The organism is Pseudomonas sp. P7759 (assembly GCF_013386445.1).
Lineage (GTDB): Bacteria > Pseudomonadota > Gammaproteobacteria > Pseudomonadales > Pseudomonadaceae > Aquipseudomonas > Aquipseudomonas azotoformans_A.
The window spans coordinates 456,893-478,387 of sequence record NZ_JACART010000003.1 but is presented as its reverse complement, the minus strand read 5'-3'; the positions used below and the strand labels follow the sequence as shown (position 1 = coordinate 478,387).

Sequence of the window (21,495 nt, the reverse complement as noted above, 5' to 3'; positions counted from 1 at the left end):
CCTTACTCCTGTTTTATTCGGGCATTTTCAGCGGGCTAGGGGAAACGATCACGCCATTGTTATCGGCGTAGATGTATTCACCCGGACGAAAGGTCACACCCGCGAAAGTAACGACCACGTTCAGGTCGCCAATACCGCGCTTGTCAGTCTTCATCGGATGACTGGCCAAGGCCTGTACACCCAGATCGGTCTGGGCAATGACGTCGACGTCACGGATGCAACCGTAGATCACCAGCCCTTCCCAACCGTTTTTTGCCGCTTTCTCGGCGATCATGTCGCCCAGCAGCGCGCGACGCAGGGAGCCGCCACCGTCGACCACCAGCACCTTGCCGGCGCCCGGCTGATCGGCTTGTTCCTTGACCAGGGAGTTATCTTCGAAGCATTTAAGGGTGACGATCTCGCCGCCGAAGGAGTCTCGGCCGCCGAAGTTGCTGAACATTGGTTCGAGCACCTGCACCAGGTCCGGATAGGCGTCGCAAAGATCGGGAGTCACGTAATGGTTCATTGAAAAATTCCTTTGCGTCAAAGAGGTGTCTTTCGAAAGAAGCGCCAGCCAGGGCAGGTGCGAAACATCCCATTCGTCTCGCCGCAACGCAATAGCCACTGCGCGACTGAATATGACCAGAAGCGTTTAACGCGTCATATCTTAGCCGCAACCACACATGAGCGAAACGCCCTTGGCAGAGCGTTGCCTCAAACCGTAGCCAACACCTCGGCCTGCGCGCCTGGCAAGGGTGTGAGCGGATCTTTCAGCCACTGCATCACCAACGGCCACACTTCGGCCTGGGCGGCTTTGCTCACCAGCATCTCCACATGCCCGAAATCCCCGGTAAAGCCTTGCTGAGGGCCCAGGCACAGGTACTGACGATGCTCGGAGCCGACTTGCTCGAACAGCTTGCGACACGCCCAGTCGGGGTCCTGATGATCCCCGGCCGCACTGACGGCCAACAGCGGCACATCGACTTCAGCCAGGCCTTTCCACCAATCGTTCTTGCCCTCGCCGAAGCGGCCAAACAGGCCATTCCAGCGCATGGCTTCGATCATCACGCCCGCCGGTTCGTCCTCGGGGCCACGCTTCAGGCGCGAGCCGGACACTTCGCCAAAACGCTTCAACAGCAGGCGCCCGGTCCATTCCACGGGTGGCAGTTTCAACGGCCAGTGGGTGCGACTGACCTGACAACCAAACAGCGCCACCGACGCCACGGCCGGTGCACCCAGGTGCTGCCCACCCAGGGCCGCCGCCAAGCTGGTGCCGCCCAGGGAATGGCCGATCCAGTGGGGAATCTGTCCGCTTTGCTCACGCACGAACGCGCCGATGGCCGGCAAGTCATAACGTGCATAGTCCGCGACGCGGTTGCGGGCGTAGTCATGATTGCGCTTGGACAGGCCGTGGCCGCGCATTTCCGGGATCCAGACATCAAACCCCTCGCGCGCCAGATAAGCACCCAACCCGATACCTTTTGGCGAATACCAGAAGCGTCGGTTGGAAAAACTGCCGTGTAACAAAATAACCGGGATGCCCCGGTTTTCCGGGACATCGGCCAGGCCCAAACGGGTAACCGCCAGCTCGACGGTGCCGTCGGGGCTGTTACCGGGTTTGAGGCGATACACGTCTTCACTCAGGTCGCCACGACGTTCAGCGCTGATCAGGGCGACAGGAAACAGGTTGCTGCTGCTTTGCATAATGCTCTTGCACAAAAAAAGGGCGACGTCCGCAAGGATTCCGCCCTGTACAGATAAGAATGCCGGTCACCCACCACGGGTGACCGGCACTTTTGACGTAACGATCTTAGGCGGACGCTTGGCCTTCCGCCAGGAAGAACCAGGTTTCCAGCACGGAATCGGGGTTCAGCGAGACGCTTTCGATGCCCTGTTCCATCAGCCATTTGGCCAGGTCCGGGTGATCGGAAGGGCCTTGGCCGCAGATACCGATGTACTTGCCGGCCTTGTTGCAGGCCTGGATGGCGTTGGCCAGCAGCTTCTTGACCGCAGGATTTCGCTCGTCGAACAAGTGCGCGATGATCCCGGAGTCACGGTCCAGGCCCAGGGTCAGCTGGGTCAGGTCGTTGGAGCCGATGGAGAAACCGTCGAAGAACTCCAGGAATTCTTCAGCCAGGATGGCGTTGGACGGCAATTCGCACATCATGATCACGCGCAGGCCGTTCTCACCACGGGACAGGCCGTTCTCAGCCAGCAAGTCCACCACCTGGCTCGCTTCGCCCAGGGTGCGCACGAACGGCACCATGATCTCGACGTTGGTCAGGCCCATCTCGTTACGCACGCGCTTGAGGGCGCGGCATTCGAGTTCGAAGCAGTCACGGAACGCTTCACTGATGTAGCGCGAGGCGCCACGGAAGCCCAGCATCGGGTTTTCTTCTTCCGGCTCGTAGAGCTTGCCGCCGATCAGGTTGGCGTATTCGTTGGACTTGAAGTCCGACAGGCGCACGATGACCTTTTTCGGGTAGAACGCCGCCGCCAGGGTACTGATGCCTTCCACCAGCTTCTCGACGTAGAAGCCCACCGGGTCGTTGTAGCCGGCGATGCGCTTGTCGACGCTTTCCTTGATGTCCAGCGGCAGGCCGTCGTAGTTCAGCAGGGCCTTGGGGTGCACGCCGATCATGCGATTGATGATGAACTCCAGGCGGGCCAGGCCCACACCGGCGTTCGGCAATTGCGCGAAGTCAAAGGCGCGGTCCGGGTTACCGACGTTCATCATGATCTTGAACGGCAGGTCCGGCATGGCGTCGATGGAGTTCTGCTTGATATCGAAGCCCAGCTCGCCTTCAAAGATGAAGCCGGTGTCGCCTTCGGCGCAGGAAACAGTCACGCCTTGGCCGTCTTTCAACAGTTGGGTCGCGTTGCCGCAGCCCACGACCGCAGGAATCCCCAGTTCACGGGCGATGATCGCCGCGTGGCAGGTACGCCCGCCACGGTTGGTGACGATGGCGCTGGCGCGCTTCATCACCGGTTCCCAGTCCGGGTCGGTCATGTCGGAGACCAGTACGTCACCTGGCTGGACTTTGTCCATCTCGGACACGTCCTTGATGATCCTCACCTTGCCGGCGCCGATGCGCTGGCCGATGGCACGGCCTTCCACCAGTACGGTGCCGGTTTCTTTGAGCAGGTAGCGCTCCATGACATTGGCCGAGGTGCGGCTTTTCACGGTTTCCGGACGGGCCTGCACGATGTACAGCTTGCCGTCGTCACCGTCTTTGGCCCACTCGATGTCCATCGGGCACTTGTAGTGCTTTTCGATGATCATCGCTTGCTTGGCCAATTCGCTGACCTCAGCGTCGGTCAGGCAGAAACGCGCGCGTTCGGCCTTGTCGACTTCAACGGTTTTCACCGAGCGACCGGCCTTGGCCTCGTCGCCATAGATCATCTTGATGGCCTTGCTGCCCAGGTTGCGGCGCAGAATGGCCGGGCGGCCGGCTTCAAGGGTGTGCTTGTGTACGTAGAATTCGTCAGGGTTGACCGCACCCTGTACGACGGTTTCGCCCAGGCCGTAGGCGCCGGTGATGAACACCACGTCACGGAAGCCCGATTCGGTATCGAGGGTGAACATCACGCCGGCAGTGCCGGTTTCCGAACGCACCATGCGCTGCACACCGGCAGAAAGGGCCACCAGCTTGTGGTCGAAACCTTGGTGCACACGGTAGGAGATGGCGCGGTCGTTGAACAGCGAGGCGAACACTTCCTTGGCCGCGCGGATCACGTTTTCCACGCCGCGGATGTTCAGGAAGGTTTCTTGCTGGCCGGCGAAAGAGGCATCCGGCAAGTCTTCGGCGGTGGCCGAAGAGCGCACGGCAACGGCGACGTCCGGGTTACCGGCCGACAGCGCGGCGAAGGCGGTGCGGATTTCTTCGTTGAGCTTCTCGGGGAACTCGGCTTCCATGATCCACTGGCGGATCTGGGCGCCGGTCTTGGCCAGGGCATTGACGTCGTCGACGTCCAGGGCGTCCAGCTCGGCGTGGATCTGAGCGTTGAGGCCGCTCAGTTCGAGGAAATCGCGGTAAGCCTGGGCCGTGGTGGCGAAACCACCGGGCACCGAGACACCAGCGCCTGCAAGATTACTGATCATCTCGCCGAGGGATGCGTTCTTGCCCCCCACGTGCTCTACATCATGGACGCCGAGCTTATCGAGGGAAACTACGTACTCTACCAAGGTGATCTCTCCACTAACTGTGTTGGAAAAGCTCAGGACGCCGGCTGCTCAGTAGGAGCGAGTGCCAGCGCTTGTGGCCTGGACCTGGAAAATAAGTGAGAATGCGGCCCACTGCGGGACGGCAAAATCGCGCCTATCATATCCAAGATTCGCCATCAGCTTAAGGCCCAGGGCTCAAATGAAACGATCTGCTTTCTTTATCTCCGACGGCACCGGCATCACAGCCGAAACATTGGGTCAAAGCCTGCTCGCGCAGTTCGAAAACATTACCTTCGCCAAATTCACGCGGCCGTATATCGACAGCGTGGATAAAGCGCGGGCCATGGTACAACAAATCAATCTGGCGGCCGAAAAAGACGGTTTTCGTCCGATCATTTTCGACACCATCGTCAATCAAGACATTCGTGAGATTCTCGCAACGTCGAATGGTTTCATGATCGACATTTTCTCGACGTTCCTCGCGCCGCTGGAACAAGAGCTGAGTGAACATTCGTCGTACTCGGTAGGAAAGTCCCATTCCATTGGCCACAACTCCAACTATATGGAGCGTATCGAGGCGGTGAACTTCGCCCTCGACAACGATGACGGCGCCCGCACCCACTACTACGACAAGGCCGACCTGATCCTGGTGGGCGTATCCCGCTGCGGCAAAACGCCCACCTGCCTGTACATGGCCATGCAATTCGGCATCCGCGCGGCCAACTATCCGCTGACCGAGGACGACATGGAGCACCTGACGCTGCCGGCCGCCCTGCGCGCGCATTCGCACAAGCTGTTCGGGCTGACCATTGATCCGGATCGGCTGACGGCGATCCGCAATGAACGCAAGCCCAACAGCCGCTATTCCAGCTATGCGCAGTGCGAGTTCGAAGTGCGAGAAGTAGAAAATCTGTTCCGTCGCGAGAATATTGCGCACATCAATTCCACGCATTTTTCGGTGGAAGAGATTTCGGCGAAGATTCTGGTGGAGAAAGGCGTGGAGCGGCGCTTCAAATAATATTTTCTGCCTGGCACTTTTGTGGTGAACGAGCTTGCCTCGCGCGGGCAAGCCCGCTCACCACAAAGATCAAGGCCTACAGCTGGAAGCGCCCCCCACCCTGCCCCAGCGCCGTCGCCAACGCATCAAACCCCGCCCGCAGCAACTGATCATCCCCCGACGTGTTGCAGATACTCGCCCGAATAAACTGCGGCACCGCCGTTTGCCCCACGGCGAACGCTTCGGCGGTGGCGATCAGGTAATTATTCTGCTTGAGCTCCGCCTCGATTTCCGACGCCCGCCACGGCTCCGGCACTTCGATCCAGAAATGCGGGCTATTGAGATGGGTGCGATATTCCAGACCGGCCAGCAGGTCGCGGACCAAGGCCTTACGCCGGCTGATCTCGTTGATCTGTTGGCGCAACAGGTACTCCGCCGTGCCGTTTTCGATCCACTGGGTGGCAAGCTCTAGAGTGACAGGCGTGGCCATCCAACACGTTGAACGCAGGGCGGCCGAAATACGGCTGACCAACGCCGGTGGCGCATGCACATAACCCACACGCAGCCCGGCCGACACGGCTTTGCTCAGGCTACTGATCAAAATCGTACGCTCGGGGGCGAAATGGCTGAGCGGCGGCGGCCGGTCTTCCACCAGTACACCGTGGGCTTCGTCCTCAAGAATCAGCAGGTTGTGCTCACGACAGACTTTGACCAAGGCTTCGCGGCGCGCCACCGAAAGCACCGCCGTGGTCGGGTTCTGGATCGTCGGCGTGCAGTACAGCGCTGAAACCCGGTGATTTCGACAGACTTCATCCAGCGCGCTCGGCAGCACGCCTTCTTCGTCCATCTCCAGGCCGATCAACCGGATACCCAGCATCCGCGCAGCGGTAATCAGGCCCGGATACGTCAGTTGCTCGGTGACCACGGTATCGCCGGCCCGTAACAGCGCCATCATCGAACACAGCAAGCCATGCTGGCCGCCATTGACGCAGATGACCTGCTCGGGGATCGGGTGAAAGTCACGCTGCACCAGCCATTGCGCGCCCGCTTCACGGTAACGCGGCAGGCCGGCGTCCGGGGTGTAGGCGCTGATGTCCTGGAGGAATTTGGCGTTGGTCGACAGGGTCTGGAAGCTCTGGGCCAGGAACACGGTTTCCTGACCGGGGATGTGCATATTGCGGCTCATGTCGAAGTACTGGCGCGGTTCTTCGCTGAAGTTGCGAAAACCTTCATCGCGCTGGCGCTCCATCCCACGCTTGCGCACGAAGGTGCCGTCACCGACTCGCGCCACCACCAGCCCCAGGCGTTCCAGTTCGCCGTAGGCCCGGCTGATGGTGCCGATCGTTACGCCCAGGTTGTCGGAAAGCACCCGATGGGGCGGCAGTTTTCGTCCTGGTTCAATCAGGCCTTCGAGGATGCCCCGCTCCATGACATCGGACAGGCGCTTGTACTTCACGCCCTGACCGTTGGACAACCCCTCACGCATAATTGACACCATGTCAATATTTGTTTTGACAGCCATCTTTCGCCCTAATAGTGTGCTTTTACGGGTTCAATCGCCGAATTTTACAACTCATTACAAGCTCAATATAGAGTTCAATTCCGGCTCAGGGAAGCAATAAACGATGCCAATGTCCGCCGTTCTCGAAAACACCGCCAAAACCAAAACCCAAAAACAGTGGTTGGCCGGGCTGATCACCAGCGTGATGTTCCTGATCGTGTGCCTGAGTTGGGGCACCACCTGGCTGGGGATCAAGATTGCGGTGGAGAGCGTGCCGCCACTGACGTCCGCCGGCCTGCGTTTCCTGATCGCCTTCCCGCTGTTCCTGTGTTTTGCCATGGTACGTCGCGAGCCGATCCTGTTTCCCCGTGAGAGCCGCTGGTTCTTCGTGTTCGTGACCCTGTCCTACTTCAGCGTGCCCTACTACCTGCTCAACTACGGCGAAATGCATGTCTCGTCCGGCCTGACCGCGCTGCTGTTCAGTTGCATGCCGGTGTTCATTCTGATTTTCTCCGCGTTGTTCCTGCGCGAGCGCATCTACTTTTCCCAGGTGGTTGGCATCGGCATCGGTTTCGGCAGCCTCTACATGATCATCAAGAGCCAGGGCCTGCACCTGGACCACGCGGAGTTCTTCGGCGTGCTGGCGATCCTCACCGCCGCGATCATGCATGCCCTGTGCTACGTGATTACCAAGCAGAAAGGCAGCGCCATCAGCGTGATCACCTACAACACCCTGCCCATCGGCATTGCCGGGCTGATGCTGTTCGTCGCCGGTCTGTGGTTTGAAACGCCGACCTTCGAAACCATCACCCTGCGCTCCTGGGGCGCGCTGTTCTACCTGGGCCTGGTGGCTTCGGTGGGCGGGTTCATCGTGTACTTCATGCTGCTCAAGCGCTTGAGCCCGATCATCCTGTCGTTCGTGTTCATCATCTTCCCGGTGTTCGCGGTGATCATCGGCGCCTGGTACGAAGGCGTGTCGATTTCCCGCGACCTGATGCTGTACTCGGCCATCCTGCTGGCCGGTTTTGCGATTACCAAGTTGCCGGTTGAAAAACTCCTGGCCAAGAAAAATTGACCCTTGCCCTGCCCCATCAACTTCAGCCACGCGAGAGAAACATGGACGTCCTCCGCCCCAAAGCCCTGGAACAGATCTACGCCCACGCCAGCCGCAGCTACCCCGAGGAATGCTGTGGTTTTGTCTTCGCCGACGGCAGCGTGTACCTGGGCAGCAATATCCAGAATGAACTGCACCACAAGAACCCCGAGATGTACGCGCGCAGCGCGGCCAACGGCTACACCTTCTCGGTGGCCGATACGTTGCTGATGAACAAGGCGTTTCGCAGCGACAACCCGGTGGTAGTGATCTACCACTCGCACCCGGATGTAGGTGCCTATTTCAGCGATGAAGACCAGGACAAGGCGCTGTTCATGGGCGAGCCGATCTACCCCGTCAGCTATCTGGTGGTCGACGTTCGCCAGGGCCAGACCCTGGGCTCCAAGCTGTTTGCCTGGGATGGCAAGCATTTCGCCCTTCAACCTTTCAACGACCTGCACACGGAGTTGTCCATGAACGCTGTCTCTTTCCCCGACATTCTGGTTCGCGTGGCCAAGCTGCCGGAATCGACCCTCGAGGGCACCGGATCGACATTGCGCGAAGTCATTGAAAACCTCTGCAGCAGTCACCCACAGTTGCGTCCGCACCTGTTTCACGAGAAGAACAACCAGCTCAAGGAGCACTTCCTGTTTACCGCCGAGGAAGAGCTGGTTGGCGCGGATGACCCACTGCCCGAGAAAGCCAGAATCGAGGTGCTGCTGGCCACGTCCGGTGGCATGGACGTCGACGCGCTGAGCAACGAAGAAGTACAACGCTACGTGCGCCACATCACCCTGCCGGGCGTAGGTCGCGAAGGTCAGTTGAACCTCAAGAAAGCCAAGGTGCTGATCATCGGCACCGGCGGCCTGGGCTCGCCGATCAGCCTGTACCTGGCGGCTGCCGGCGTCGGCACCCTGGGGCTGGTGGACTTTGATGTGGTCGAAAGCAGCAACCTGCAACGCCAGATCGTCCACGGCAACAGCACCCTCTGCATGCCCAAAGTCGAATCCGCCAAGCAGCGCCTGCAAGACCTCAACCGCCATATCCAGATCAACGCCCACGACACCGCATTGAATGTCGATAACGCCCTGGAACTGGTAGGCGCCTACGACCTGGTGATCGACGGCACCGACAATTTCGACACCCGCTACCTGGTCAACGACGCTTGCGTGCAACTGGGCAAGCCCTTGGTGTACGGCGCCATCTACCGCTTCGACGGGCAGATCAGCGTGCTCAACTATAAAGGCGGGCCGTGCTACCGCTGCCTGTTTCCCAGCGCGCCGCCCGCAGAACTGGCGCCCAATTGCAGCGCCGGTGGCGTGATCGGGGTGCTGCCCGGTGTGGTCGGGATGATCCAGGCCACCGAGGCGATCAAGTTATTGATCGGCATTGGTGAACCCTTGTCCGGCCGCTTGATGCGCTTCGACGCGTTGGCGATGAAGTTCAGCGAAATCCGCTTCAAGCGCCGCGCCGACTGCCCGTGCTGCTCCGAAGCGCGGCACAGTGAAACCCTGGCCCCCGCAGTTTGCGCCGATGCCGTGCCCAACCAGCCCTCGCTGGCCGAAGAGCGCTACATCAAGCCGCGCGTACTCAAGCAAGTACTCGAACACCCCAGCAGCGCCGATGTGCTGCTGGATGTGCGCGACGCCAGCGAACTGGAAGTGTGCAAATTGCCGGGGGTGGTGCATATCCCCTTGGCCGAACTGGACGGCCACCTCGACCGCCTCAGCCGGGACAACACCCACTACCTGATCTGCTACGCCGGCACCCGCGCGGAGCAAGCCGCCAGTACCTTGCTGGCCGCCGGTTTTGCCAACACCAAAGTCCTGCAGGGCGGCATGAAACATTGGGTTCGTGACGTCGAACCCGACATGCCGTTGTATTGAGCCGGGGGCTGAATGATGTTGCATAACTCCATCCTCGACGTGATCGGCCAAACGCCGATCGTGCGCCTGGCGCAGTTTTCCGAAGACCTCGGTATCGAGGTCTACGCCAAGCTCGAATCCCTCAACCCCGGCGGCAGCCACAAGGCGCGTATCGCCCTGGGCATGATCCTCGACGCCGAGCGCCGAGGCGTGCTGATCCGTGATTCCGGGCAGACCATCATCGAACCCAGTGGCGGTAACACCGGCATCGGCCTGGTGATGGCGGGCAATGTGCTGGGCTACAAAGTGGTGCTGGTGATCCCCGACAACTACAGCCCCGAAAAACAGAAGCTGCTGCGTTTATATGGGGCCAAGGTGGTGCTGTCGGACAGCCGCCTGGGCAACAATTCCCACGGCGAAAAGTGCATGGAACTGCAGTTGGAAAACCCCAGCTACGTGATGCTCAACCAGCAGCGCAACGGCGCCAACCCGCAGACCCATCGCGACACCACCGCACCGGAAATCCTGCGAGCCTTCGGTGAGCTGCGCGCCGACTACTTTGTCAGCGGCATCGGCACCGGAGGGCATATCACCGGCATCGGTGAAACCCTCAAAGCCGCTTGGCCGCAGCTGCGCGTCATGGGCGTGGAACCGGAAGAATGCGACCTGCTGAAAAACCAGCACGCACCGCATCACATCCAGGGCCTGTCGATCGGCCTGATCCCGAGCATTCTCAACCTGGACGTGATCGACGGCATGCTCAAGGTCTCGCGCCAGGACTGCATCGACATGATGAAACGCATCATGCGCACCGACGCTATCAGCCTGGGCCTGTCGTCCGCCGCCAACATGGTGGCCATCGCCAAGCTCGCCCCCGAACTGCCGCCCGAAACGGTGGTGCTGACCATGGTCTACGACAATGCCGACAGCTACCTGCCCAGTTTCGAATAAACGGGTTTCCAGCCAACCAGAATGCAGGGGTGCCTCCATGGGCGGTTTTATCGACATGCAACAGTTGCACGATGAGTTGATCACTCACCTCATCAAAACCCTTACGCCCCTACAGATGAAGCAGCTGGAACCGCATCTGGCGCCCCTGATCCAGAATGCTGCCCAGGCAGTAGCCGAAGACCTGATCGCCTACGCCTACCGTGATCCGGCCTCACGCGGGCGCGGCGAGTTGATCCTGGAGTCCTACGCCTCGTTCAAGGCGGTGCTGTATTACCGCCTGGCACATCTGGTGTGGAATTTCCCCGACCAGACCAACGGGGTGTTTTCACGCATTGCCCTCAAGCTGAGCAACCAGGGCAAGGTACTTTCCGGCGCCGAGATTCACCCGGCGGCGCGCATCGGCCGACGCTTCGTGCTGGACCACGGCTACGGCACGGTGATCGGCGAAACCTGCGAAATTGGTAACGACTGTTACATCCTCTGCGGCGTGACCTTGGGCGCCCGTGGCATCGCCAACAACCCCGACGGCAAGCGCCACCCGCGCCTGGGCAACAATGTCGAGGTCGGCTCCGGTGCCCGCGTGCTGGGTTATGTGCTGATTGGCGACAACGTGTTTATCAGCCCGTCCTGCGTGATCACCCAGGACGTCCCCGCCGGCACCAAAGTGAAGGTGGTGAACCAGATCCAGCTGCAAAAAAACGATGAATCGGACCACAGCAACTACCTCGGTGCCTTCGCCCTGGATGAGCGTTTGCATGTGGTGGGCGAGATCAACGCCAGCCATAAGGTGACCGTGCTGGACGCCGATTTCCATCCCTTGCCGGGGCTGATGCTGGAGCCCACGGTCAAGGAGCGCCACCACCTGCAATTTCGCTTGCATCGCGTCGAGTCGGGCAGCCATTTGCCACGCTTGCCGCTGAACCTGAAAGTCTGCGGCCCGGAATTTGAAATCACCCTGCTCTCGCCCCCAGGCTTGAGTGCAATGGTGCGTTCCCTGCTGCAAGCCAGCCCACTGATCGTCGGAGGTTGAACATGTCCGTGCACACCATGGAAACCCTGGCGCTGTTCGACAGCGCGCCCTACCAGAACGCCTTCAGCGCCCGGGTGATTGCCGTCAGCGAACACGGCATCGCCCTGGAGCACACCTTGTTCTACCCCACGGGCGGCGGCCAGCCAGGTGACACGGGGCACCTCACACTCGCGGACGGTACGCGGGTCGACGTGACCGGCACGGTGCGCGACCCGGTGCTGCGCTCGATCATCTGGCACCAGGTGGAACACTGCCCCGCGCAGCTGACGGCTGGGGTACAGGTGGATGCCGGCCTCGATTGGGAGCGGCGCTACCAACACATGAAAATGCACACCTGCCTGCACCTGCTGTGTTCGATCATCGATGCGCCGGTCACCGGATGCAGCATCAGTGCGGACAAGGGCCGGCTGGATTTCGACCTGCCCGAAATGACCCTCGACAAAGACAGCATCACCCGCGACCTCAATGCGCTGATCGAACAGGCTCACCCGGTGAAAACCCTGTCGATGCCGGCTACGGAGTATGCAACGTTGCTGCAGATCACCCGCACACAGGCCGTGGCGCCACCCGTGATTCAAGGCTCGGTCAGGGTGATTGAAATCGCTGGCATTGATATCCAGCCGTGCGGGGGCACCCATGTGATCAACACCGAAGAAATCGGCCGGGTGTTCTGCGAGAAGATCGAGAAAAAGAGTAAGCACAACCGCCGGGTGATCCTGCGATTCGAGTGAAGGCGATCCAATGTGGGAGCCAGCTCCCACATTGACCGCGTCGTCTGCTAGATCACGAACAAGTCCACAAACCGGTTGACCGGCGTGGCTTCAAGCCGTGCCTGATCCTTGCACAGCGCTAAAATCTCGGCACTGCGCTGTCCCGTAAACCGTGTGGCCAGGTTGGCCTTGAACTTGTCTTCCAGCAACGGGATGCCCTCGACGCGACGCCGACGGTGGCCAATCGGGTACTCCACCGCCACCTGCTCGGTGCTGCTGCCATCCTTGAAGAACACCTGCACCGCATTGGCGATGGAGCGTTTGTCGGCCTCCAGGTATTCGCGGCTGTAGCGTGGGTCTTCGACGATGACCATTTTGTCGCGCAACTGATCGATGATCGGGTGGGCGGCGTGGAATTCATCTTCGTACTGCTCGGCCACCAGATTGCCGAATGCCAACGGCACGGCGGTCATGTATTGCAGGCAATGGTCGCGGTCGGCGGCGTTGGCCAATTGGCCGACTTTGGAAATGATGCGGATCGCTGATTCATGGGTAGTGATCACGATGCGCTCGATTTCCTGCAGGCGGTCTTTCACCCAGGGGTGCAAGGTCACCGCTGCTTCACAGGCCGTTTGGGCATGGAACTCGGCCGGGAAGCTGATCTTGAACAGCACGTTTTCCATCACATAGGTGCTGTAGGGCTGGGACAGGCTGAACGCGCGCTTGTCCTCCGGCTTGAGCGCCAGGTCCTTGTTGGTGTGGCTGAACAGCACATCGTAAAAACCCCACTGCGGCGCGCTCAATACCCCAGGAATGCCCATCTCGCCACGCAAGGCGATGTCCGCCAGGCGCACGCCCCGACTCGATGCATCCCCCGCCGCCCAGGACTTGCGCGAACCGGCATTCGGCGCATGCCGGTAGGTGCGCAGCGCCTGCCCATCGACAAACGCATGGGACAGTGCCGCCAGCAATTGCTCACGGTTGGCACCCATCAACTTGGCGGTGACCGCCGTGGAGGCGACTTTGACTAGCAGCACATGGTCGAGCCCTACCCGGTTGAAGGAGTTTTCCAGGGCAATCACACCCTGGATTTCGTGGGCCATGATCATCGCTTCCAGCACCGCGCGCACGGTCAGCGGCGCGTCGCCATTGGCCACGCGCTTCTGCGACAGGTGATCGGCCACGGCGAGAATGCCGCCAAGGTTGTCCGAGGGGTGGCCCCATTCGGCAGCAAGCCAGGTGTCGTTATAGTCCAGCCAACGCACGATGCAACCGATGTCCCACGCGGCCTTGACCGGGTCCAAACGAAACGACGTGCCCGGCACCCGCGCGCCAAACGGCACCACCGTACCCTCGACGATAGGCCCCAGGTGCTTGGTGCACTCGGGGAAACGCAGGGCCAGCAGGCCACAGCCCAAGGTGTCCATCAGGCAGTGGCGGGCGGTGTCCAGCGCATCCCGAGAGTCGATCCGGTAGTTGAGGACATAGTCAGCAATGTCCTGCAGGACCTGATCGTAGTCCGGGCGGTTGTTCTGGTCGACGTTGGCGCTCATGGCAGTACTCCAAAAAGGGGTTGGGGTCAGTCCTCGGGCTCACGGTTGTCGGGGGCAGATCTTGACTGTCTGCCTTTAAAAGGAATCACCTGGCACGCGCACGAAACCCTCCATCAGCACCCGTGCACTGCGGCTCATGATGGCTTTTTTCACCGCCCATTCGCCGTCGACCTGGCTGGCTTCAGCGCCGACGCGCAAGGTGCCGGACGGATGACCGAACCGCACCGCATTGCGCTCCACGCCACCCGCCGCCAGGTTGACCAAGGTCCCGGAAATCGCCGCCGCCGTGCCAATCGCCACCGCAGCGGTGCCCATCATCGCGTGGTGCAACTTGCCCATGGACAGTGCGCGCACCAGCAGGTCCACATCACCGGCCTTGATCGCCTTGCCACTCGACGCCACGTAGTCCGCAGGTCTGGCCACGAACGCCACCTTCGGCGTGTGCTGGCGCTGGGCGGCTTCGTCCAGGTGTTTGATCAGGCCCATGCGCAATGCGCCATAGGCCCGCACGGTTTCAAACATGGCCAGGGCCTTGGGGTCGCTGTTGATCGCGCCTTGCAGCTCGGTGCCGGTGTAGCCGAGGTCTTCGGCGTTGATGAAGATCGTCGGAATGCCGGCGTTGATCAGCGTGGCCTTGAAGGTGCCGACGCCGGGCACTTCCAGGTCGTCGACCAGGTTGCCGGTGGGGAACATCGAACCACCGCCGCCCTCTTCTTCCGCTGCCGGGTCCATGAATTCCAACTGCACTTCGGCGGCCGGGAAGGTCACGCCGTCCAGTTCAAAATCACCGGTTTCCTGCACCGCACCGTCGGTGATCGGCACATGAGCGATGATGGTTTTGCCGATATTGGCCTGCCACACCCGCACCACAGCCACGCCGTTGTGCGGAACGCGGGCCGGGTCGACCAGGCCAGCGCTGATGGCAAAGGAACCGACCGCCGCCGACAGGTTGCCGCAGTTGCCGCTCCAATCCACGAACGGCTTGTCGATGGAGACCTGGCCAAACAGGTAGTCCACGTCATGCTCGGCACGGGTACTTTTGGCCAGGATCACCGTCTTGCTGGTGCTGGAAGTGGCGCCGCCCATGCCGTCGATCTGTTTGTCGTAGGGATCGGGACTGCCGATCACCCGTAACAGCAAGGCGTCGCGCGCGGCACCCGGCACCTGCGCCGACTGGGGCAGGTCCTTGAGGCTGAAAAAAACGCCCTTGCTGGTGCCGCCACGCATGTAGGTGGCGGGGATCTTGATTTGCGCTACGTGTGCCATGGTGTCCTCTCAGGCCGTCGCCGCCGATTCCAGGAAGTCCTGGGCAAAACGTTGCAACACGCCGCCCGCCTCGTAGATCGACACTTCTTCGGCAGTGTCCAGGCGGCAGGTCACCGGCACTTCGACACGTTCGCCATTCTTGCGGTTGATCACCAGCGTCAATTGCGCACGCGGGGTGCGTGCACCGACCACGTCATAGGTTTCGCTGCCGTCGATCTTCAGGGTGTTGCGGTCGGTGCCCGGCAGGAACTCCAGCGGCAACACGCCCATGCCCACCAGGTTGGTGCGGTGGATGCGCTCGAACCCTTCGGCGGCAATCGCCTCCACCCCGGCCAGGCGCACGCCCTTGGCCGCCCAGTCGCGGGACGAGCCTTGGCCGTAGTCGGCCCCGGCAATAATGATCAGCGGCTGCTTGCGCTCCATGTAGGTCTCGATGGCTTCCCACATCCGCGTGACCTGGCCTTCCGGCTCGATCCGCGCCAGGGAACCTTGCTTGACCTTGCCGTTTTCAATCACCATTTCGTTGAACAGTTTCGGGTTGGCAAAGGTCGCGCGCTGCGCGGTCAAATGGTCGCCACGGTGAGTCGCGTAGGAGTTGAAGTCCACCTCCGGCAAGCCCATTTTCGCCAGGTATTCGCCGGCGGCGCTGTCGAGCATGATTGCGTTGGACGGCGACAGGTGGTCGGTGGTGATGTTGTCGGGCAGCACCGCCAGCGGGCGCATGCCCTTGAGCGGACGAGCACCGGCCAGCGCGCCTTCCCAGTAAGGCGGGCGGCGGATGTAAGTGCTTTGGGGGCGCCAGTCATACAGCGGCGCGACTTTCGGGCCGGTGTCTTCGTGGATGGCGAACATCGGGATATACACCGCGCGGAACTGCTCCGGCTTGACCGAGGCCTTGACCACCGCGTCGATCTCTTCGTCGCTCGGCCAGATGTCCTGCAGGCGGATTTCCTTGCCGTTGGCGTCCAGGCCAAGCACGTCTTTTTCGATGTCGAAACGGATGGTGCCGGCAATCGCGTAGGCCACTACCAGCGGCGGCGACGCCAGAAACGCTTGCTTGGCGTACGGGTGGATACGCCCGTCGAAGTTGCGGTTGCCCGACAGCACGGCGGTGGCGTACAGGTCGCGGTCAATGATTTCCTGCTGGATCACCGGGTCGAGCGCGCCGGACATGCCGTTGCAGGTGGTGCAGGCAAATGCAACCACGCCAAAGCCCAGTTGCTCCAGCTCGGTGGTCAGGCCAGCTTCGTCGAGGTACATGGCCACGGTTTTCGAGCCGGGTGCCAGGGAGGATTTGACCCAAGGTTTACGCGTCAGCCCCAGTTTGTTGGCATTGCGCGCCAAGAGGCCGGCGGCAATCACGTTGCGTGGGTTACTGGTGTTGGTGCAACTGGTGATGGCGGCGATGATCACCGCGCCGTCGGGCATTTGCCCCGGCACTTCGTCCCACTGGCCGGAGATGCCCTTGGACGCCAGGTCGCTGGTGGCAACACGGGCATGCGGGTTGCTCGGGCCGGCCATGTTGCGCACGACGCTGGACAGGTCGAAGGTGAGGCCGCGCTCGTATCGCGCGCCTTTGAGGTCATCTGCCCACAGGCCGGTGTGGCGGGCATATTGCTCAACCAGGGTGACTTGTTCGTCTTCACGGCCAGTGAGTTTCAGGTAAGCGATAGTTTGCTGGTCGATATAGAACATCGCCGCGGTGGCGCCGTATTCCGGGGCCATGTTGGAGATGGTCGCGCGGTCGCCGAGGGTCAGTGCCGAAGCGCCTTCGCCGAAGAACTCCAGCCAGGCGCCGACCACTTTCTGTTTACGCAGGAACTCAGTCAGCGCCAGCACCATGTCGGTGGCAGTGATACCCGGCAGCAGCTTGCCGGTGAGTTCCACGCCGACGCTTTCCGGCAGGCGCATCCAGGAGGCGCGGCCGAGCATTATGCTCTCGGCTTCCAGGCCGCCGACGCCAATGGCGATCACGCCCAGGGCGTCCACGTGCGGAGTATGGCTGTCAGTGCCGACGCAGGTGTCCGGGAACGCAACGCCGTCACGCACCTGGATCACCGGGGACATTTTCTCCAGGTTGATCTGGTGCATGATGCCGTTGCCCGGCGGGATCACGTCAACGTTCTTGAAAGCCTTTTTGGTCCACTCGATAAAGTGGAAACGGTCTTCATTGCGACGGTCTTCGATGGCACGGTTTTTCTCGAACGCGTCCGGGTCGAAACCACCGGCTTCGACGGCCAGGGAGTGGTCGACGATCAGTTGGGTCGGCACCACCGGGTTCACCTGGGCCGGATCGCCGCCTTGCTGGGCGATGGCATCACGCAGGCCGGCGAGGTCGACCAGGGCGGTCTGGCCGAGAATGTCATGGCACACCACACGCGCCGGGAACCACGGGAAATCGAGGTCGCGCTTGCGTTCGATCAACTGGCTGAGGGACGCGTTGAGGGTGGCCGGGTCGCAGCGACGCACCAGGTTTTCCGCGAGCACGCGGGAGGTGTAAGGCAAGGTGGCGTAGGCGCCGGGGGTGATTGCTTCAACTGCCGCGCGGGCGTCGAAGTAATCCAGGCGGCTGCCGGGGAGCGGTTTGCGAAATTCAGTGTTCATCGTCAGGACTCGGTCACGGTGGTTGCAAAAGGAGCCCACGGATCCTGGGAGAGAATGCGATCAAAAGGTGGGAGCGGGCTTGCTCGCGAAGGCGGTTTAACCGTCGTCATGTGTGTTGAATGACACACCGCTTTCGCGAGCAAGCCCGCTCCCACATTTCTGATCCGGTTTCACCCCGGGATCAGCGGTTTCTCCATTCAGCGACGTTCGATTGGCACGAACTTGCGCTGTTCTACGCCGGTGTATTCGGCGCTTGGACGGATGATGCGGTTGTTGGCGCGCTGTTCAAACACATGCGCGGCCCAGCCAGTCAGGCGCGAGCACACGAAGATCGGCGTGAACAGCTTGGTCGGGATGCCCATGAAGTGGTACGCCGAGGCATGGTAGAAGTCGGCGTTGGGGAACAGTTTCTTCTGCTCCCACATGGTCTTGTCGATGGCTTCGGAGACCGGGAACAGCACCGTGTCGCCTACTTCGTCAGCGAGTTTTTTCGACCAGCCCTTGATCACCTCATTACGCGGGTCGCTGTCTTTGTAGATCGCGTGGCCGAAGCCCATGATCTTGTCTTTGCGCGCCAGCATGCCGAGGGTGCCTTCGACTGCTTCTTCAGCGGACGAGAAGCGCTCGATCATTTCCATCGCTGCTTCGTTGGCACCGCCATGCAGCGGGCCACGCAGGGAGCCGATGGCGGCGGTAACGCAGGAATACAGGTCGGACAGGGTCGAAGCACACACCCGCGCCGTGAAGGTCGAGGCGTTGAATTCGTGTTCCGCGTAGAGGATCAACGAAACGTTCATGACCTTGACGTGCAACTCGCTCGGCTTCTTGCCATGCAGCAAATGCAGGAAGTGGCCACCGATGGAAGGCTCGTCGGTCACGCAATCGATGCGCTTGCCGTCGTGGCTGAAGCGATACCAGTAGCACATGATCGCCGGGAAGGCGGCCAGCAGGCGGTCGGTGACGTCGCGTTGCACGCTGAAGTCTTGCTCGGGCTCGATATTGCCCAGGAACGAGCAACCAGTGCGCATCACGTCCATCGGGTGGGCGTCGGCGGGGATGCGTTCCAGCACTTCTTTCAGCGCTTGCGGCAGGTCGCGCAGCTTGCTCAGCTTGGCGCTGTAGGCAGCCAGTTCGGTCTTGGTCGGCAATTCGCCGTACAGCAGCAGGTAGGCGACTTCTTCAAACTGCGCATCGGCGGCCAGTTCGCGCACGTCATAGCCGCGATAGGTCAGGCCGGCGCCTGCTTGGCCCACGGTGGACAATGCGGTCTGCCCGGCCACCTGGCCACGCAGGCCGGCACCACTCAGTACTTTTGCTTCAGCCATGTCGGTTCTCCAATCTTGAATTTATTAGGGAGGCTGTTCTTTACTTCTTGGCTGCGAACAGCGCGTCGAGCTTCTGCTCGAAGGTGTGGTAGTCGATGCGATCGTACAGCTCCATGCGGGTTTGCATGGTGTCGATCACGTTCTGTTGGGTGCCGTCGCGACGGATCGCGGTGTAGACGTTTTCGGCGGCCTTGTTCATGGCGCGGAAAGCCGAGAGCGGGTACAGCACGATGGAAACATCGGCCGATTTCAATTGTTCGGTGGTGTACAGCGGCGTAGCGCCGAACTCGGTGATGTTGGCCAGGATCGGGGCCTTCACACGGGAGGCGAACAGCTTGTACATCTCAAGTTCGGTGATGGCTTCCGGGAACACCATGTCGGCGCCGGCTTCGATGCAGGCGGCGGCGCGTTCCAGGGCGGACTCCAGACCTTCCACCGCCAGGGCATCGGTGCGCGCCATGATCACGAAGCTGTCATCGGTGCGCGCATCCACGGCGGCCTTGATGCGGTCGACCATTTCCTGCTGGGACACGATTTCCTTGTTCGGACGGTGACCGCAGCGCTTGGCGCCGACCTGGTCTTCGATATGGATCGCCGCCGCGCCGAACTTGATCATCGACTTGACGGTACGTGCCACGTTGAACGCCGAGGAGCCGAAACCGGTGTCCACATCCACCAGCAGCGGCAGGTCGCAGACGTCAGTGATGCGGCGCACGTCAGTCAGCACGTCATCCAGGCCAGTAATCCCCAGGTCCGGCACGCCGAGGGAACCGGCAGCCACACCGCCACCCGACAAGTAGATCGCCTTGAAACCGGCGCGCTTGGCCAGCAGCGCGTGGTTGGCATTGATCGCACCGACCACCTGCAAAGGCTGCTCGCTGGCGACCGCGTCACGGAAACGCTGGCCGGGAGTCGTCTTGTTATTGGAACTCATCATTCACCTCGTGATTGGGCAGTGCCGTCGGGGAAGTGACGGGCAATGTTGCGTTTGGATGCGCCGATATGCCGGCGCATCAACAGTTCGGCCAGTTCACCGTCACGATCGGCAATCGCGTCAAGGATGCGGTGGTGCTCGGCAAAGGCCTGGCGTGGACGATTGGGGGTGGCGGAGAACTGGATGCGGTACATGCGCACCAGCTGGTACAACTCGCCGCAGAGCATTTGGGTCAGGGTGCGGTTGCCGGCGCCTTGAATGATCCGGTAATGAAAATCGAAGTCGCCCTCCTGCTGGTAATAACCGAGGCCAGCCTGGAAGGCTTCGTCGCGCTCATGGGTGTGCAGCACCTGGCGCAGTTCTTCGATTTCCGCGTCGGTCATGCGCTCGGCGGCCAGGCGACAGGCCATGCCTTCGAGGGATTCGCGAATTTCATAAAGTTCGATCAGCTCGGCATGGCTCAACGAAACCACGCGCGCGCCGACATGCGGCACGCGCACCAGCAGGCGCTGGCCTTCCAGGCGGTGGATCGCCTCGCGCAGCGGGCCACGGCTGATGCCATAGGTGCGCGCCAGTTCCGGCTCGGAGATCTTGCTGCCGGGGGCGATCTCGCCCTTGACGATGGCGGCCTGGATACGCCGGAAGACGTTCTCGGACATGGTCTGGGAATCGTCTTGCGCCACCACTGGGGATTCCAGCTGATCCAGCATATTGTCGACACCTTTAAAAGCGATGCCGCAAAAACTAGCCAATCAGCCCTGGATAGTCAAAGAATAAATGCACATTGTCGACAATCGTCTAATAACCAGGGTTGCACCCTATCAGGGCATGGCCGCCTGCCAGCGCTGGCGCCAAAAAAGCATCATGTTAGAATGCCCGGCACTTTTGCCTGACATCGCGAGATGAAACGGCGCACGAGGGAGCTTGCGCAGTAATGCCAGTCGCCTTGAATTGAACATCGCACTGCACCGCCTCGGGATTTATGAGACTCAAGCCCTTCCTTCTATTGATTTGCCTGTTATCCGCACCGGGCCTTAGCGTCGCCGCCGAGAAGACCGTGTACGGCCTCAACGAATACGCCCAATTGGCCGGGATCGACCTGGAAGTCGCCGCCAAACTGGACACCGGTGCCAAGACCGCCTCCCTCAGTGCCCGTGATATCAAGCGCTTCAAGCGCAACGGCGAATCCTGGGTGCGCTTCTACCTGGCCATCGACACCGCCCATTCCCACCCCATCGAACGCCCCCTGGCCCGCGTCAGCAAGATCAAGCGCCGCGCCGGTGACTACGACCCCGATGAGGACAAGAACTACACCGCCCGTCCGGTGATTGCCCTGGATATCTGCATGGGCACCGCTTTACGCAGCATCGAAGTGAACTTGACTGACCGCAGCGCATTCCAATACCCGCTGCTGATCGGCTCCGAAGCGCTGAAACGCTTTGATGCGCTGGTCGACCCCAGTCTTAAATACGCAGCAGGCAAACCCGCCTGCGCCGCCGACGCTCATACCGCCGAGTAAACC

17 protein-coding genes are annotated in these 21,495 nt (G+C 61.1%); 7 read left to right on the top strand and 10 right to left on the bottom strand.

The genetic code is table 11. The features are described 5' to 3' along the window. Nucleotides 1-13: 13 nt before the first annotated feature. The 3 genes from rraA to ppsA form a co-directional block, all read right to left on the bottom strand. Nucleotides 14-505 carry a ribonuclease E activity regulator RraA gene (rraA, locus tag HX823_RS03025; protein WP_015885349.1) on the bottom strand — a complete coding sequence of 164 codons (492 nt, stop codon included), beginning with the start codon at nucleotides 503-505 and terminating at the stop codon, nucleotides 14-16. Between the two features lie 188 nt (nucleotides 506-693). After that, nucleotides 694-1,683, bottom strand: a complete 990-nt coding sequence (locus HX823_RS03020; protein WP_177074088.1) for an alpha/beta fold hydrolase — start codon at nucleotides 1,681-1,683, stop codon at nucleotides 694-696. Nucleotides 1,684-1,789: 106 nt separating this feature from the next. Beyond that, a complete protein-coding gene (gene ppsA, locus HX823_RS03015; RefSeq protein ID WP_177074087.1) occupies nucleotides 1,790-4,165 on the bottom strand; it encodes a phosphoenolpyruvate synthase in 2,376 nt (791 codons plus the stop codon). Between the two features lie 178 nt (nucleotides 4,166-4,343). On the opposite strand from ppsA, the gene HX823_RS03010 reads away from it, so the two are divergent. Then, on the top strand, nucleotides 4,344-5,162 hold the full coding sequence (locus tag HX823_RS03010; RefSeq protein ID WP_003193298.1) for a pyruvate, water dikinase regulatory protein: 819 nt from the start codon (nucleotides 4,344-4,346) through the stop codon (nucleotides 5,160-5,162). Between the two features lie 76 nt (nucleotides 5,163-5,238). Here HX823_RS03010 and HX823_RS03005 read toward each other — a convergent pair whose 3' ends face one another. Beyond that, entirely contained in the window at nucleotides 5,239-6,663 is a 1,425-nt protein-coding gene (locus HX823_RS03005) for a PLP-dependent aminotransferase family protein (RefSeq protein ID WP_033901208.1), read from the bottom strand. 160 nt (nucleotides 6,664-6,823) lie between these two features. Between HX823_RS03005 and HX823_RS03000 the strand changes: the two genes are divergently transcribed. From HX823_RS03000 to HX823_RS02980, 5 genes are read left to right on the top strand one after another with little or no spacing between them, the layout of a single operon-like run. Beyond that, the gene (locus HX823_RS03000) at nucleotides 6,824-7,717 is read left to right on the top strand and encodes a DMT family transporter (RefSeq protein ID WP_161630257.1); all 894 of its coding nucleotides are present in this window, start codon (nucleotides 6,824-6,826) and stop codon (nucleotides 7,715-7,717) included. Nucleotides 7,718-7,758: 41 nt separating this feature from the next. Continuing rightward, nucleotides 7,759-9,621 (top strand): molybdopterin-synthase adenylyltransferase MoeB, encoded by a 1,863-nt coding sequence (moeB, locus tag HX823_RS02995; protein WP_177074086.1) that lies wholly within the window; start codon nucleotides 7,759-7,761, stop codon nucleotides 9,619-9,621. 15 nt (nucleotides 9,622-9,636) lie between these two features. After that, complete coding sequence (locus HX823_RS02990) at nucleotides 9,637-10,551, top strand: PLP-dependent cysteine synthase family protein (protein WP_025999978.1); 915 nt, start codon at nucleotides 9,637-9,639, stop codon at nucleotides 10,549-10,551. 37 nt (nucleotides 10,552-10,588) lie between these two features. Next, nucleotides 10,589-11,581 (top strand): serine O-acetyltransferase, encoded by a 993-nt coding sequence (locus tag HX823_RS02985; protein WP_177074085.1) that lies wholly within the window; start codon nucleotides 10,589-10,591, stop codon nucleotides 11,579-11,581. 2 nt (nucleotides 11,582-11,583) lie between these two features. Next, nucleotides 11,584-12,312 (top strand): alanyl-tRNA editing protein, encoded by a 729-nt coding sequence (locus HX823_RS02980; protein ID WP_038851169.1) that lies wholly within the window; start codon nucleotides 11,584-11,586, stop codon nucleotides 12,310-12,312. A gap of 47 nt (nucleotides 12,313-12,359) precedes the next feature. On the opposite strand, the gene prpD is transcribed toward HX823_RS02980, so the two are convergent. The 6 genes from prpD to HX823_RS02950 all read right to left on the bottom strand — a co-directional run bounded on the left by prpD (nucleotide 12,360) and on the right by HX823_RS02950 (nucleotide 20,683). Then, nucleotides 12,360-13,844, bottom strand: a complete 1,485-nt coding sequence (prpD, locus tag HX823_RS02975) for a 2-methylcitrate dehydratase (RefSeq protein WP_177074084.1) — start codon at nucleotides 13,842-13,844, stop codon at nucleotides 12,360-12,362. A gap of 75 nt (nucleotides 13,845-13,919) precedes the next feature. Next, entirely contained in the window at nucleotides 13,920-15,110 is a 1,191-nt protein-coding gene (prpF, locus tag HX823_RS02970; protein WP_177074083.1) for a 2-methylaconitate cis-trans isomerase PrpF, read from the bottom strand. A gap of 9 nt (nucleotides 15,111-15,119) precedes the next feature. After that, a complete protein-coding gene (gene acnD, locus HX823_RS02965; RefSeq protein ID WP_177074082.1) occupies nucleotides 15,120-17,714 on the bottom strand; it encodes a Fe/S-dependent 2-methylisocitrate dehydratase AcnD in 2,595 nt (864 codons plus the stop codon). 197 nt (nucleotides 17,715-17,911) lie between these two features. Beyond that, entirely contained in the window at nucleotides 17,912-19,039 is a 1,128-nt protein-coding gene (gene prpC, locus HX823_RS02960; RefSeq protein ID WP_033901216.1) for a 2-methylcitrate synthase, read from the bottom strand. 40 nt (nucleotides 19,040-19,079) lie between these two features. Then, nucleotides 19,080-19,973, bottom strand: a complete 894-nt coding sequence (gene prpB, locus HX823_RS02955; RefSeq protein WP_016979248.1) for a methylisocitrate lyase — start codon at nucleotides 19,971-19,973, stop codon at nucleotides 19,080-19,082. Then, nucleotides 19,973-20,683, bottom strand: coding sequence for a GntR family transcriptional regulator (locus tag HX823_RS02950; protein WP_016979247.1), 711 nt, complete (start codon nucleotides 20,681-20,683; stop codon nucleotides 19,973-19,975). Before HX823_RS02950 ends, prpB begins: the two co-directional genes overlap by 1 nt. A gap of 272 nt (nucleotides 20,684-20,955) precedes the next feature. Here HX823_RS02950 and HX823_RS02945 point away from each other — a divergent pair, with 272 nt between their 5' ends. Next, nucleotides 20,956-21,492 carry an ATP-dependent zinc protease gene (locus HX823_RS02945; RefSeq protein WP_177074081.1) on the top strand — a complete coding sequence of 179 codons (537 nt, stop codon included), beginning with the start codon at nucleotides 20,956-20,958 and terminating at the stop codon, nucleotides 21,490-21,492. Nucleotides 21,493-21,495: the final 3 nt, after the last annotated feature.

Excerpts from the sequence above, each read along its gene's own strand:
- HX823_RS02980 (WP_038851169.1), top strand. The coding sequence starts at position 11,584 with ATGTCCGTGCACACCATGGAAACCCTGGCGCTGTTCGACAGCGCGCCC.
- HX823_RS02950 (WP_016979247.1), bottom strand. The coding sequence starts at position 20,683 with ATGCTGGATCAGCTGGAATCCCCAGTGGTGGCGCAAGACGATTCCCAG.
- moeB (WP_177074086.1), top strand. The coding sequence starts at position 7,759 with ATGGACGTCCTCCGCCCCAAAGCCCTGGAACAGATCTACGCCCACGCC.
- prpD (WP_177074084.1), bottom strand. The coding sequence starts at position 13,844 with ATGAGCGCCAACGTCGACCAGAACAACCGCCCGGACTACGATCAGGTC.
- HX823_RS02990 (WP_025999978.1), top strand. The coding sequence starts at position 9,637 with ATGTTGCATAACTCCATCCTCGACGTGATCGGCCAAACGCCGATCGTG.
- HX823_RS03010 (WP_003193298.1), top strand. The coding sequence starts at position 4,344 with ATGAAACGATCTGCTTTCTTTATCTCCGACGGCACCGGCATCACAGCC.
- HX823_RS03005 (WP_033901208.1), bottom strand. The coding sequence starts at position 6,663 with ATGGCTGTCAAAACAAATATTGACATGGTGTCAATTATGCGTGAGGGG.
- prpB (WP_016979248.1), bottom strand. The coding sequence starts at position 19,973 with ATGAGTTCCAATAACAAGACGACTCCCGGCCAGCGTTTCCGTGACGCG.
- HX823_RS02945 (WP_177074081.1), top strand. The coding sequence starts at position 20,956 with ATGAGACTCAAGCCCTTCCTTCTATTGATTTGCCTGTTATCCGCACCG.
- rraA (WP_015885349.1), bottom strand. The coding sequence starts at position 505 with ATGAACCATTACGTGACTCCCGATCTTTGCGACGCCTATCCGGACCTG.
- HX823_RS02985 (WP_177074085.1), top strand. The coding sequence starts at position 10,589 with ATGGGCGGTTTTATCGACATGCAACAGTTGCACGATGAGTTGATCACT.
- prpC (WP_033901216.1), bottom strand. The coding sequence starts at position 19,039 with ATGGCTGAAGCAAAAGTACTGAGTGGTGCCGGCCTGCGTGGCCAGGTG.
- HX823_RS03020 (WP_177074088.1), bottom strand. The coding sequence starts at position 1,683 with ATGCAAAGCAGCAGCAACCTGTTTCCTGTCGCCCTGATCAGCGCTGAA.
- acnD (WP_177074082.1), bottom strand. The coding sequence starts at position 17,714 with ATGAACACTGAATTTCGCAAACCGCTCCCCGGCAGCCGCCTGGATTAC.
- prpF (WP_177074083.1), bottom strand. The coding sequence starts at position 15,110 with ATGGCACACGTAGCGCAAATCAAGATCCCCGCCACCTACATGCGTGGC.